General features: G+C 71.2%; 15 protein-coding genes and 1 pseudogene. 15 read left to right on the top strand and 1 reads right to left on the bottom strand.

The features are described from left to right. Window positions 1-20: 20 nt before the first annotated feature. Window positions 21-698: a methyltransferase type 11 gene (locus AC6CKD_RS27905; protein ID WP_498330946.1), complete on the bottom strand. Its 678-nt coding sequence runs from the start codon at window positions 696-698 to the stop codon at window positions 21-23. 142 nt (window positions 699-840) lie between these two features. On the opposite strand from AC6CKD_RS27905, the gene proS reads away from it, so the two are divergent. From proS to AC6CKD_RS27830, 15 genes and pseudogenes are all read left to right on the top strand, one after another. Continuing rightward, window positions 841-2,253 (top strand): proline--tRNA ligase, encoded by a 1,413-nt coding sequence (gene proS, locus AC6CKD_RS27900; RefSeq protein ID WP_498330944.1) that lies wholly within the window; start codon window positions 841-843, stop codon window positions 2,251-2,253. Window positions 2,254-2,476: 223 nt separating this feature from the next. Continuing rightward, on the top strand, window positions 2,477-3,073 hold the full coding sequence (locus AC6CKD_RS27895; RefSeq protein ID WP_250743890.1) for a hypothetical protein: 597 nt from the start codon (window positions 2,477-2,479) through the stop codon (window positions 3,071-3,073). A 191-nt stretch (window positions 3,074-3,264) separates the two neighbouring features. Further along, a complete protein-coding gene (gene rpsP, locus AC6CKD_RS27890; RefSeq protein WP_267753492.1) occupies window positions 3,265-3,708 on the top strand; it encodes a 30S ribosomal protein S16 in 444 nt (147 codons plus the stop codon). A 2-nt stretch (window positions 3,709-3,710) separates the two neighbouring features. Then, window positions 3,711-3,950: an RNA-binding protein gene (locus AC6CKD_RS27885; protein WP_030011889.1), complete on the top strand. Its 240-nt coding sequence runs from the start codon at window positions 3,711-3,713 to the stop codon at window positions 3,948-3,950. A 79-nt stretch (window positions 3,951-4,029) separates the two neighbouring features. Continuing rightward, window positions 4,030-4,653, top strand: coding sequence for a ribosome maturation factor RimM (gene rimM, locus AC6CKD_RS27880; RefSeq protein WP_498330942.1), 624 nt, complete (start codon window positions 4,030-4,032; stop codon window positions 4,651-4,653). Beyond that, window positions 4,653-5,474, top strand: coding sequence for a tRNA (guanosine(37)-N1)-methyltransferase TrmD (gene trmD, locus AC6CKD_RS27875; RefSeq protein WP_498330940.1), 822 nt, complete (start codon window positions 4,653-4,655; stop codon window positions 5,472-5,474). The genes rimM and trmD overlap by 1 nt, the downstream gene beginning before the upstream one ends. A gap of 134 nt (window positions 5,475-5,608) precedes the next feature. Beyond that, entirely contained in the window at window positions 5,609-5,959 is a 351-nt protein-coding gene (gene rplS, locus AC6CKD_RS27870; RefSeq protein WP_214947866.1) for a 50S ribosomal protein L19, read from the top strand. A 44-nt stretch (window positions 5,960-6,003) separates the two neighbouring features. Next, window positions 6,004-6,786 carry a signal peptidase I gene (gene lepB / locus AC6CKD_RS27865; RefSeq protein ID WP_498330938.1) on the top strand — a complete coding sequence of 261 codons (783 nt, stop codon included), beginning with the start codon at window positions 6,004-6,006 and terminating at the stop codon, window positions 6,784-6,786. Continuing rightward, the gene (gene lepB / locus AC6CKD_RS27860) at window positions 6,779-7,645 is read left to right on the top strand and encodes a signal peptidase I (protein ID WP_498330936.1); all 867 of its coding nucleotides are present in this window, start codon (window positions 6,779-6,781) and stop codon (window positions 7,643-7,645) included. Before lepB (AC6CKD_RS27865) ends, lepB (AC6CKD_RS27860) begins: the two co-directional genes overlap by 8 nt. A gap of 112 nt (window positions 7,646-7,757) precedes the next feature. Then, the gene (gene lepB, locus AC6CKD_RS27855; protein ID WP_498330934.1) at window positions 7,758-8,672 is read left to right on the top strand and encodes a signal peptidase I; all 915 of its coding nucleotides are present in this window, start codon (window positions 7,758-7,760) and stop codon (window positions 8,670-8,672) included. Window positions 8,673-8,716: 44 nt separating this feature from the next. Next, window positions 8,717-9,493, top strand: coding sequence for a signal peptidase I (lepB, locus tag AC6CKD_RS27850; RefSeq protein ID WP_498330932.1), 777 nt, complete (start codon window positions 8,717-8,719; stop codon window positions 9,491-9,493). Further along, window positions 9,483-10,082: an NUDIX hydrolase gene (locus AC6CKD_RS27845; protein WP_498330930.1), complete on the top strand. Its 600-nt coding sequence runs from the start codon at window positions 9,483-9,485 to the stop codon at window positions 10,080-10,082. The genes lepB (AC6CKD_RS27850) and AC6CKD_RS27845 overlap by 11 nt, the downstream gene beginning before the upstream one ends. A gap of 55 nt (window positions 10,083-10,137) precedes the next feature. Then, on the top strand, window positions 10,138-10,446 hold the full coding sequence (locus tag AC6CKD_RS27840; RefSeq protein ID WP_005311352.1) for a DUF2469 domain-containing protein: 309 nt from the start codon (window positions 10,138-10,140) through the stop codon (window positions 10,444-10,446). 137 nt (window positions 10,447-10,583) lie between these two features. Beyond that, the gene (locus AC6CKD_RS27835; RefSeq protein WP_498330928.1) at window positions 10,584-10,955 is read left to right on the top strand and encodes a YraN family protein; all 372 of its coding nucleotides are present in this window, start codon (window positions 10,584-10,586) and stop codon (window positions 10,953-10,955) included. Further along, window positions 10,955-11,944: pseudogene (locus AC6CKD_RS27830) on the top strand (ATP-binding protein); the annotation flags it as partial. The gene AC6CKD_RS27835 and the pseudogene AC6CKD_RS27830, both read left to right, overlap by 1 nt. Window positions 11,945-11,968: the final 24 nt, after the last annotated feature.

Genomic DNA, 11,968 nt, shown 5'->3' with positions numbered 1-11,968 from the left:
CACGGCGACGGTCACCCCGGTTACGCCGTACGGGCGATGACGTACCGGAAGATGTTCGGCAGCCAGACGGCCCCGTCACCCCGTTCGTACGGGTGAAGCGCCTCCGCCAGCTCCTTCTCCACCTGGACCGGGTCGGAGTGCTCGTACAGCCCGGTCGACAGCAGCCCGCGCACCGCGCTGTCCACGTCGGCGTACCCGAAGGGGCAGAACACCCGCCCCGACCCGTCCGGCACCAGCCCGGCGGCGGCCGCCATCGCGTCCAGGTCCCGCGCCGCCGGCCCGCCGCCCAGGACCGAGGGCACCGTGCACCGCTCCGCCGGACCCCAGTCGGCCAGCACCACCGCGCCGCCGGGCCGGCGCAGCGCCGGCAGGGCCGCGGCCAGGGCGCCCGGGGCGGGCGAGAAGGCCAGCAGGACGTCGTAGGGCACCGCGGGTGCGGGCGGGGCCGGGAGGACCTCCAGGAGGCGCTCCCGGGCCAGCGTCCGGCGTGCCGGATCCGTCTCCACGCCCGTGGCCAGGGCTCCCCGGCCCGAGGCCAGCAGAAGGGCCAGTCCGGCCCCGCAGCCCAGGCCCAGCAGCCGGTCGCCCGGCCCGACCTCCAGCCGGTCGTAGACCGCTTCGTACAGCGGTACCAGCATCCGTTCCTGGATCTCCGCCCAGTCCCGCGCGACAAGCGTCGCCGTCGGCGTCGGTGTCATCGAAAGAGCGCTCCTGATTCCGTGTCGCCCCCATGCCCCCGTTGCCAGGGAACTCCCGATTCGCCCCCGCGTCCAGAGGAGCGCGCCACCCGATTCGCACCCGATTCACGTTCGGCACTCCGGGCGCCGTACCATTCGCGCCATGGCAAAGGCACCCGTTCTCACCCCCCAGGCGGAGGATTTTCCCCGCTGGTACCAGGATCTGATCAACAAGGCCGAGCTGGCCGACAACGGTCCGGTCCGCGGCACGATGGTCATCCGGCCGTACGGCTACGGCCTGTGGGAGCGGATGCAGCAGGAGATGGACGCGCGCATCAAGGACGCGGGCGCCCAGAACGCGTACTTCCCGCTGTTCATCCCGCAGTCGTACCTGACGAAGGAAGCGGAGCACGTCGAGGGCTTCGCCCCCGAGCTCGCGGTCGTCACGCACGGCGGCGGCAAGGAGCTGGACGAGCCGATCGTCGTCCGCCCCACCTCCGAGACGATCATCAACGACTACTTCTCCAAGTGGGTCCAGAGCTACCGCGACCTGCCCCTGCTGATCAACCAGTGGGCCAACGTGGTCCGCTGGGAGATGCGCCCGCGCATCTTCCTCCGTACGAGCGAGTTCCTCTGGCAGGAGGGCCACACGGCCCACACCACGTACGAGGACGCCCGCGACTACGCCGCCCGCATCCACACGGACGTGTACGGCGACTTCATGACCAACGTGCTCGGCATCGACGTCGTGCTCGGCCGCAAGACCGCCAAGGAGCGCTTCGCCGGCGCCATCAACACCCTCACCCTCGAGGGCATGATGGGCGACGGCAAGGCCCTGCAGCTCGGCACGAGCCACGAGCTCGGCACCAACTTCGCCAAGGCCTTCAACACGCAGTACCTGTCGAAGGAAGGCAAGCAGGAGCTCGTCTGGCAGACCTCGTGGGGCGTCTCCACCCGCATGGTCGGCGGCCTGATCATGTCGCACGGCGACGACAACGGCCTGCGGGTCCCGCCGCGCCTCGCGCACGTCCAGGTCGTCGTCATGGCGATCAAGGGCGACGAGGCCGTGGCGAAGGTCCGCGAGCTGGGCGCCCAGCTCAAGGCAGCGGGCCTGCGGGTGTTCGTCGACGACCGCGTCGACACCCCCTTCGGCCGCCGCGCCGTGGACTGGGAGCTCAAGGGCGTACCGGTCCGCGTCGAGATCGGCCCCCGCGACCTGGAGGCCGGCACCGCGATGCTGGCCCGCCGGATCCCGGGCGGCAAGGAGGCCGTGCAGATCTCCGACCTCGCCGCCCTGCTGCCCAAGGTGCTGGAGGAGGACCAGGCGCAGCTGCTGCGCGAGTCCCGCGAACGCCGGCTCGCCCGTACCTCCGACGTCTCGACCATCGAGGAGGCCGCCGAGGCCGCCATCGCCGGTGGCTGGGCGCGGATCCCGTGGGCCGACCTCGGCCCCGAGGGCGAGGCCAAGCTCGCCGAGCAGGCCGTCTCCGTACGCTGCCTCATCGCCGAGGACGGGTCGGTGCCGCAGGCGGACGACGCCCCCGGCAACCTCGCGATCGTCGCGCGCTCGTACTAGCCGGTCCGGCTGACGGCTCTCACGCCCCGGCGTGCGGCACTCGCCGCACGCCGGGGCGGTGCCCGTCGCCATCGGCCGGTAGGCCGCGTTACGTACCGACTCCTCCTGAGATATGCGCGCCCGTCCTCGTCCGGACGCATGAGGCTGAACTGACTGGTACGTGCAAAAAATTTGGAATGGCCCGGAATCGGAACACCGGGGCACCCCGGCTCGTTGTCACGACGTGAGCACGACACCACCTGTCCTCGCCGCAGAGCTGGCGCAGGCGTGGGCCGATATTCAGCGGTACCACTCCGAGCTGCCTGACCTTGCCGCGCCCGAGTCCCTGATCGGAGAGTCCTCGTCCGCCTGCGGCGCCGAGCTCTCCTTCGAGCGACTGCTCCACGAGGCAGTCCACGGCATCGCCGCAGCCCGCGGAGTGCGTGACACTTCGCGCGCCGGCCGCTACCACAACCGCAGGTTCCTCGCGATCGCCGAGGAGATGGGGCTGGACCACACCGACGAGCCGCACGCGAGCAGCGGCTTCTCCCTGGTCTCGCTCAATCCCGAGGCGAAGAAGCGCTACCGCCCTACCATGGAGCGCCTCCAGCGCGCGCTGAAGGCCCACACGGTCGCCACGGCCGCCGACACCAAGCGCAGTTTCCGCGGTCCGGCCGCCCGGCACGGGTCCTCCGGCGGCGGCGTCCGCGTCAAGGCGGTCTGCGACTGCGGGCGCAATGTGCGCGTCGTCCCGTCCGTGCTGGCTCAGGCCCCGATCGTGTGCGGAGGCTGTATGAAGCCCTTCCGCATCCCGGACGTGGCCATCGCGGTGGCCTCCTGACCCGGCGGGCACGCTCCGCGACCTCCCGGCCGAGCGCGCCGCGGGCGTGTGGCACAATGGACAGCTGTACTCGACAGTCGCATAGGACCCCTCTCTCCTCCGGCTGACGCGTCCATCGGGCACCCGAGTACCGCAACCCCACGTGGCATCTCATGTGCCCAACCACGTCAAGTTCAGGAGACACCACTCCAGTGGCAGTCAAGATCAAGCTCAAGCGCCTCGGCAAGATTCGCCAGCCGCACTACCGCATCGTCGTCGCCGACGCCCGTACCCGTCGGGACGGTCGCGCGATCGAAGAGATCGGTATCTACCACCCGACGTACAACCCGTCGCGCATCGAGGTCAACGCCGAGCGTGCGCAGTACTGGCTGTCGGTCGGCGCCCAGCCCACCGAGGCTGTGCTCGCCATCCTGAAGCTCACCGGTGACTGGCAGGCGCACAAGGGCCTTCCGGCCCCCGCGCCGCTGCTGCAGCCGGCGACGAAGGAGAACAAGCGCCGCACCTTCGAGGAGTTCGCCAAGGCCCTCGAGGGCATCGGCGAGGGCAAGGGCGAAGCCATCACCCAGAAGGCGAAGAAGGCCGACAAGAAGGCGGACGAGGCCGAGGCCGAGACCGCCGAGTCGACCGAGGCCTGAGCATGCTCGAGGAGGCTCTTGAGCACCTCGTGAAGGGCATCGTGGACAACCCCGACGAAGTGCAGGTCGCCTCGCGCAACCTGCGCCGTGGGCAGGTGCTGGAGGTCCGGGTCCACCCCGACGACCTCGGCAAGGTGATCGGCCGCAACGGCCGCACCGCACGTGCTCTGCGTACCGTCGTGGGCGCCATCGGCGGCCGGGGGATCCGCGTCGACCTCGTCGACGTGGACCAGGTTCGCTGAGCAGTTGAATCACCGGCACGGGCCGGGGAGGGCATACGTGCCCGCCCCGGCCCGTCGTCGTCTGAACAGGAGAAATGCAGTGGAGCTGGTAGTCGCGCGGATCGGCCGCGCCCACGGGATCAAGGGTGAGGTCACCGTCGAGGTGCGGACCGACGAGCCCGAGCTGCGGCTCGGACCCGGCGCCGTACTCCGGACCGACCCGGCGTCGGCGGGACCGCTGACGGTCGAGACGGGACGGGTGCACAGCGGAAGGCTGATGCTGCGCTTCGCCGGGGTCAAGGACCGCACCGGCGCCGAGGCGCTGCGCAACATCCTGCTCATCGCCGACGTGGACCCGGCGGAGCTGCCGGCCGAGGACGACGAGTACTACGACCACCAGCTGATGGACCTCGACGTGGTCCTCGAGGACGGCACCGAGATCGGCCGGATCACCGAGATCTCCCACCTGCCCTCGCAGGACCTGTTCATCGTCGAGCGGCCGGACGGCACCGAGGTGATGATCCCCTTCGTCGAGGAGATCGTCGCCGAGATCGACCTCGACGAGCAGCGCTGCGTCATCACCCCGCCGCCCGGTCTCATCGACGAGCGCGAGGCGATCGTGGTCTCCACCCGGGACGAGGACGCGGCCGAGGCCGAGGACGAGGACGAAGGCGAGGGCTCCGGGGCGGACGGGGACGCCGACGCGGACGGGAAAGACGCCTGATGCGTCTCGACGTCGTCACGATCTTCCCCGAGTACCTGGAACCGCTCAACGTCTCCCTGGTCGGCAAGGCGCGGGCGCGCGGCCAGCTCGACGTACACGTCCACGACCTGCGGGACTGGACGTACGACCGGCACAACACGGTGGACGACACCCCGTACGGCGGCGGTCCCGGCATGGTCATGAAGACCGAGCCCTGGGGCGAGGCCCTGGACGCGGCGCTGGCCGACGGCTACGAGGCGGGCGCGCACGGGCCCGTCATCGTCGTCCCCACCCCCAGCGGCCGCCCGTTCACCCAGGAACTGGCCGTAGAGCTCTCCGAACGCCCCTGGCTGATCTTCACGCCGGCCCGGTACGAGGGCATCGACCGCCGGGTCATGGACGAGTACGCCACGCGCCTCCCGGTCTACGAGGTGTCCATCGGGGACTACGTCCTGGCCGGCGGAGAGGCGGCCGTCCTGGTCGTCACCGAGGCCGTGGCCCGGCTGCTGCCCGGGGTGCTGGGCAACGCCGAATCGCACCGCGACGACTCCTTCGCGCCCGGCGAGATGGCCAACCTGCTGGAGGGGCCCGTCTACACCAAGCCCCCGGAGTGGCGCGGCCACGGGATCCCGGACGTGCTGGTCAGCGGCCACCACGGCAAGATCGCCCGCTGGCGCCGTGACGAGGCCTTCCGCCGCACGGCCGCCAACCGCCCGGATCTGATCGAGCGCTGCGAGGCCTCCGCCTTCGACAAGAAGGACCGCGAGCTGCTGAGCATCCTCGGCTGGAAGCCGTCTCCCGACGGCCGGTTTTGGCGCAGGGCCCAGGCCGTGGAAGAATAGGCGGCTGCTGTGTGCTCGCGGACGCCCCTGCCACAGGGGGACCGTCGCCCGCCGAGTCCCGCGGCTCCCGAATTCTCTCCGGAATCCCCGCATCGGCGACCTGTGGCGTCATGCGAAGAAAGCAGACGAATCCCATGTCTCACCTGCTCGATGGCGTCAACGCCGCCACCCTGCGCTCGGACGTCCCGGCCTTCCGCCCGGGTGACACCGTCAACGTTCACGTCCGCGTGATCGAGGGCAACCGCTCCCGTATCCAGCAGTTCAAGGGTGTCGTCATCCGCCGCCAGGGCGCCGGCGTCTCCGAGACCTTCACGGTCCGCAAGGTCTCCTTCAGCGTCGGCGTGGAGCGCACCTTCCCGGTCCACTCCCCGATCTTCGAGAAGATCGAGCTCGTCACCCGCGGTGACGTGCGTCGCGCCAAGCTGTACTTCCTCCGTGAGCTCCGCGGCAAGGCCGCGAAGATCAAGGAGAAGCGCGACCGCTGATCTGCTCCCGGGGTTCAGGGGAAGGCCGGATAGGCTCGCCCCCGATGGACACCGAAGCACCTCACACGCAGCGCGGCCGCTCTTCCCCCGACGAGGGGGAGGAGAGGTCGCGTTTCGTGCTTTCCGGAGCGGATTCCGCCCCGGATTCCGGAGCGGATCCCGCCCCGGGCCCCGCCCCCGACAGGGCCGGCTGGCTGACCTGGCGGCGCGTCGGGCTGATCGGCGTGGCCTGCGCCGTCTTCCTGCTGCTGTTCAGCAACTTCGTGCTCCAGCCCTTCCTGATCCCGAGCCGCTCGATGGAGCCCACGCTCGCCGTCGGGGACCGGGTGCTGGTCAACAAGCTGGCGTACCGTTTCGGCGGCGCTCCGGAGCGCGGGGACGTCGTGGTCTTCGACGGCACGGGCTCCTTCGTGCGGGAGGCCCCGGACGGGAATCCGATCGGCGAAGCCCTGCACGGGGCGGCCTCGGCGCTCGGCCTGGCCGAGCCCTCGGACACCGACTTCGTGAAGCGGGTCGTGGGCGTCGGCGGCGACGACGTGGTGTGCGACGAGAACGGCCGGATCAAGGTCAACGGGGTGCTGCTGGACGAGCCGTACCTCTTCCCCGGCGACTCGGGATCGAGAGTGCCGTTCCGTGTCGTCGTGCCCCTTGGGAGGCTGTGGGTCATGGGTGACCATCGTTCCCAGTCCCGGGACTCCCGGGACCACCTGGGGGAGCCGGGCGGGGGGATGGTACCGGTGGAGAAGGTGATCGGGCGGGCCGACTGGATCGGCTGGCCGGTGTCGCGCTGGGGTGACGCGGGTTCCGCGGGCGGTGGCCGTGGGTAGCCGCGGGCGCCCGCCGGGCGGCCGGTACGAGGACGCGGCCGCCGCCGAGCCGGAGCGGGACGCGGGGGCCGAGCCCCCGGAGCCCGGAGGCCGGGCCGAACGGCGTCGCCTCGCCCGCCGCGTCCGGCGCAGACGGCGTACCCGCCGCGTGGGCGAGCTGCCCCTGCTCGTGGTGGTCGCGCTGTGCATCGCCCTGATCCTCAAGACCTTCCTCGTCCAGGCCTTCTTCATCCCGTCGGGATCCATGGAGCAGACGATCCGGATCGGCGACCGGGTCCTGGTGGACAAGCTCACCCCGTGGTTCGGCTCCGAGGTCGAGCGCGGGGACGTCGTCGTGTTCAAGGACCCGGGAGGGTGGCTGGGCGGCGAAAGCGTCCAGCCCGCCGAGGACCCCGTGGGGATCAAGCAGATCAAGCAGACCCTCACCTTCATCGGCCTGTTGCCCTCGGCGAACGAACAGGACCTGATCAAGCGGGTCATCGGCGTCGGCGGCGACAGCGTGACGTGCTGCGACTCCCGGGGCCGGGTCAGCGTCAACGGATCGCCGCTCGACGAGCCGTACGTGAACCCGGGCAACGCGCCCTCGGAGATCCGTTTCGAAGTGCGGGTGCCGGCCGGCCGGATCTTCGTCATGGGCGACCACCGGGCGAACTCCGCCGACTCCCGCTACCACCTCGACGAGGCCCTCCACGGCACGATCGACGAGAAGGACGTGGTCGGCAGGGCCGTGGTGATCGCCTGGCCCTTCGTGCACTGGCACCGGCTGGAACAGCCCGCCACCTTCCGCATGGTTCCCGACCAGGCGCGCGCCGGTCGCCGCGCGCCCCGTGGGCGCCGGGGCGGCTCCTCGTTCGCATAGTGTGTCCTTGGTCTCCCGCGCCTTCGGGAACTCCCGCTCGTTAGGGGAGGGGAGGGCCCGTGCCTCATCAGGCCGGGCGTCGATTTCCGAACGAGGAGTGGATGTGGGGGACGTGGCGGTTGGTGCACGGTCCGGACGCGACGAGGGCGGCGAGGAGCCGAACGACTCCTCCGGGCCCGATGCCGTAGAGAACGACGGCGACGCGCAGGACGGCGCCGGGGCACGCCCGCACCGTTCGTTCTGGAAGGAGCTGCCGCTCCTGGTCGGCATCGCCCTGCTGCTCGCCCTGCTGATCAAGACCTTCCTGGTGCAGGCGTTCTCGATCCCCTCGGACTCGATGCAGAACACCTTGCAGCGCGGTGACCGGGTCCTCGTGGACAAGCTGACGCCGTGGTTCGGATCCGAGCCCGAGCGCGGTGAGGTCGTGGTCTTCCACGACCCGTCGAACTGGCTGAGCGGGGAGCCCACCCCGGACCCCAACATCGCGCAGAAGGCCCTCAGCTGGATCGGCCTCATGCCGTCCGCCGAGGAGAAGGACCTGATCAAGCGGACGATCGCCATCGGCGGCGACACGATCGAGTGCAAGAAGGGGGGACCGGTCATCGTCAACGGCAAGGAGCTCGACGAGCCGTACATCTTCCCCGGCAACACCCCGTGCGACGACTTCCCCTTCGGTCCGCTCACCGTGCCCAAGGGCAAGATCTGGGTCATGGGCGACCACCGGCAGAACTCGCAGGACTCCCGCTACCACCAGCAGGACCCCACCCAGGGCTTCGTACCCGTCAGCGATGTCGTCGGACGCGCCGTGGTGGTCGCCTGGCCCATCACCCGCTGGTCCACCCTGCCGGTTCCGGACACCTACGACCAGCCGGGTCTCGGCACGCAGACCAAGGCCACCGCCCTCGGCCTGGACGCCGCCGGGCTGGCGCCGGTCGGGCTCGGCCCGGCCGCGCTCGGGTTCGCCGGCGCGGTGCCGGTCGTGCTGTGGCGCAGGCGGAGGCTGACCGCGGGCCGTACCGGCAGGTAGGGTGCCGCCCAGGTCGACGATCTCCGAGTGTGGGGGCGCTTGCAATGGGCGGAACACGAGCAATACGAGCAGGTGACGGCGATGGCCGCGGTGCTCTCGGCAGCGTGCTGTCGGGAATCGCCGTGGCCATCGGCTTTGTGCTCTTCCTGGGTGGATTCGTGTGGGGAGCCGTCGTGTACCAGCCGTACACGGTGCCGACCGACTCGATGGTGCCGACCGTGAAGCCCGGAGACCGGGTGCTGGCGCAGCGCATCGACGGCGGGGACGTGCGCCGCGGGGACGTGGTGGTCTTCAAGGACGAGCAGTGGAGCGATTCGCCGATGGTCAAGCGGGTCGTCGGCATCGGCGGGGACACGGTCAAGTGCTGCGGCGACGGCGGCCGGATCACCGTGAACGGCAAGGAGCTGGACGAGCCGTACATCGAGGCGGAGAAGCTCGACGTGGCGGGCGCTCCGGGCGGGTCCGCCTCCCGGACGCCGTTCGAGGTGACGGTGCCCGAGGGCAACCTCTTCCTCCTCGGCGACCGGCGCGGAGCCTCGCTGGACTCCCGGGCACACCTGGAGGAGGCCGGACAGGGGACGGTGGCCCGCACGGCGGTGAACGCCCGTGTCGACGCCCTCGCGTGGCCCGACATGGCGATGCTGGAGCGGCCCGAGGCGTACGCGGCCCTGCCCGGTGGGACCTCGACGGCGGGGCCGCTGCTGCTCCAGGTGTCCGCGGTGGTGGTCGGAGCCGCGCTGGTGGTGCTCGGAGCGGCGTACGGGCCGGTCGTACGGGTGCTCGGGCGCGGGCGGAGGCGGGAGCGGGCCGATGTCCGCTGACGCGACGGCGGGGCCGGGGGCAGCCTCCGGGCCGGGGGGCGTTCCCGGATCGGCCGCCGTTCCCGAATCGGGGGCCGATCCCGGATCGGGAGGGCCGGGCGGATCGGGTGGGCCGCGCAAGGTGGCGCGGGTGATCCTGCTGGACCCCGAGGACAGGATCCTGCTGCTGCACGGTTTCGAGCCGGGCAACCCGGCGGACACCTGGTGGTTCACCCCGGGCGGCGGTCTGGAGGGGGCCGAGACCCGCGAACAGGCCGCGCTCCGCGAGCTCGCGGAGGAGACCGGGATCACCGACGTGGAGCTGGGGCCGGTGCTGTGGCACCGCTACTGCTCGTTCCCCTTCGACGGGCGCCGCTGGGAGCAGGACGAGTGGTACTTCCTCGCCCGGACCACCCAGACGGCGACCGTGCTGGGAGGCCTCACCGAGCTGGAGCGCCGCAGCGTCTCGGGTACGAGGTGGTGGACCTCCGAGGAACTTCTTGCGGCCCATGAGACGGTGTACCCGACCAGACTCGCAGAGCTGCTCCGCAGGCTGCTCGACGACGGTCCCCCGGGTGCGCCCGTGAACCTGGCCCCGGAAATCGTTTAGGGGCGCACGGGCCTGGCGCACAATAGGGGGACGCACGGCTGAAGGGGAACATGCCATGAGTGCCGAGGACCTCGAGAAGTACGAGACCGAGATGGAGCTGAAGCTCTATCGCGAGTACCGCGACGTCGTCGGGCTGTTCAAGTATGTGATCGAGACCGAACGCCGTTTCTACCTCACCAACGACTACGAGATGCAGGTGCACTCGGTGCAGGGGGAGGTTTTCTTCGAGGTCTCGATGGCCGACGCGTGGGTCTGGGACATGTACAGACCGGCCCGGTTCGTCAAGCAGGTGCGGGTGCTGACCTTCAAGGACGTGAACATCGAGGAGCTCAACAAGAGCGATCTCGAACTTCCGGGCAGCTGATTTCCCCGTCCGGCGCTTGAATCCTTCGCCTGATTCCCTCGCCGGGGTGACGCGGTCGTCCACATCGCCCCGGCTGTCCACCAAGATCCACTAGGTGGGCGGGGACGCGGGATCGTCGGTGCCGGAGGTGGTGCCGGATGAACGCGAAGGGCGTGGCACAGCAGGCATTGGGGCGGTACGGCGAGGACCTCGCGTCGCGGCGGCTCACCGAGGCCGGGATGACCGTGATCGCGAGGAACTGGCGGTGTCGCGGCGGGGAGATCGACATCGTCGCCCGGGACGGGGACGCCCTCGTCGTGTGCGAGGTCAAGACCCGGCGGGCGGGGGAGTTCGAACATCCCATGGCCGCGCTGCGGCCCGCCAAGGCGGAGCGCTTGCGCAGGCTCGCCGGGCGCTGGCTGGCCGACCACGGCGGACCACCCCCGGGCGGGGTGCGCATCGACCTCGTCGGCGTCCTCCTGCCGCGGCGCGGCGGGCCCGTGGTGGAGCACGTCAGGGGGGCGGCCTGATGGGGTTCGCACGGGCCTGCTCGGTCGCCCTCGTGGGCGTCGACGGCGTGGTGGTGGAGGTCCAGGCCGACCTGGAGCCCGGGGTGGCCACCTTCGCCCTGGTGGGCCTGCCCGACAAGACCCTGGTCGAGAGCCGGGACCGGGTCAGGGCGGCCGTGGTGAACTCCGGCGCCGCCTGGCCGCAGAAGAAGCTCACCGTCGGCCTCAGCCCGGCGTCGGTCCCGAAGTCGGGCGCCGGCTTCGACCTGGCCGTGGCCGCCGCCGTCCTGGGCGCCGCCGAAGTGGTCGACCCGAAGGTGATCGCCGATCTCGTCCTCATCGGCGAGCTGGGGCTGGACGGCCGGGTGCGCCCCGTCCGCGGGATCCTGCCGGCCGTGCTCGCCGCCGCCGAGGCCGGATACCGGCAGGTCGTGGTCCCGCAGCAGTGCGCGGCCGAGGCCATGCTCGTCCCGGACGTCTCGGTGCTCGGGGTGCGCAGTCTGCGGCAACTGATCGCGGTGCTCACCGAGGGGGAGGTCCCAGAGGAGGATCCGCCGGATCCGCCGGGGCGCCCGGACCCGATGCTCGCCGGGCTGGTCGTCCCCGGCGCCGGACTCGGCACGGGGGTGGCCCGCGACGGCGACGGGCGGGACTTCCCCGATCTCGCCGACGTCGCCGGACAGCACGCGGCGCGCCGGGCCCTGGAGGTGGCTGCCGCCGGAGGCCACCACCTCTTCCTGAGCGGGCCGCCGGGCGCGGGCAAGACGATGCTGGCGGAGCGGATCCCCTGGATCCTGCCCCCGCTCACCCGACAGGACTCACTGGAGGTGACGGCCGTCCACTCGGTCGCGGGAATCCTGCCCCCGGGCGAACCGCTCGTCGCCCGGCCCCCGTACTGCGCCCCGCACCACTCGGCCACCATGCAGTCCCTCGTCGGGGGCGGAGCCGGTGTGGCCAGGCCCGGAGCGGTGTCCCTGGCCCACCGGGGGGTGCTGTTCCTCGACGAGGCGCGGGATGCGCTTTGACGCCGCAGC

Source organism: Streptomyces sp. GQ60 (assembly GCF_059758875.1).
Note: the sequence above shows the minus strand (reverse complement) of the source record. Positions and strands in the feature narration are given on the sequence as shown.

Excerpts from the sequence above, each read along its gene's own strand:
- AC6CKD_RS27845 (WP_498330930.1), top strand. The coding sequence starts at position 9,483 with ATGTCCGCTGACGCGACGGCGGGGCCGGGGGCAGCCTCCGGGCCGGGG.
- rplS (WP_214947866.1), top strand. The coding sequence starts at position 5,609 with ATGTCTCACCTGCTCGATGGCGTCAACGCCGCCACCCTGCGCTCGGAC.
- AC6CKD_RS27905 (WP_498330946.1), bottom strand. The coding sequence starts at position 698 with ATGACACCGACGCCGACGGCGACGCTTGTCGCGCGGGACTGGGCGGAG.
- lepB (WP_498330938.1), top strand. The coding sequence starts at position 6,004 with ATGGACACCGAAGCACCTCACACGCAGCGCGGCCGCTCTTCCCCCGAC.
- proS (WP_498330944.1), top strand. The coding sequence starts at position 841 with ATGGCAAAGGCACCCGTTCTCACCCCCCAGGCGGAGGATTTTCCCCGC.
- lepB (WP_498330932.1), top strand. The coding sequence starts at position 8,717 with ATGGGCGGAACACGAGCAATACGAGCAGGTGACGGCGATGGCCGCGGT.
- AC6CKD_RS27885 (WP_030011889.1), top strand. The coding sequence starts at position 3,711 with ATGCTCGAGGAGGCTCTTGAGCACCTCGTGAAGGGCATCGTGGACAAC.
- trmD (WP_498330940.1), top strand. The coding sequence starts at position 4,653 with ATGCGTCTCGACGTCGTCACGATCTTCCCCGAGTACCTGGAACCGCTC.
- AC6CKD_RS27840 (WP_005311352.1), top strand. The coding sequence starts at position 10,138 with ATGAGTGCCGAGGACCTCGAGAAGTACGAGACCGAGATGGAGCTGAAG.
- AC6CKD_RS27835 (WP_498330928.1), top strand. The coding sequence starts at position 10,584 with ATGAACGCGAAGGGCGTGGCACAGCAGGCATTGGGGCGGTACGGCGAG.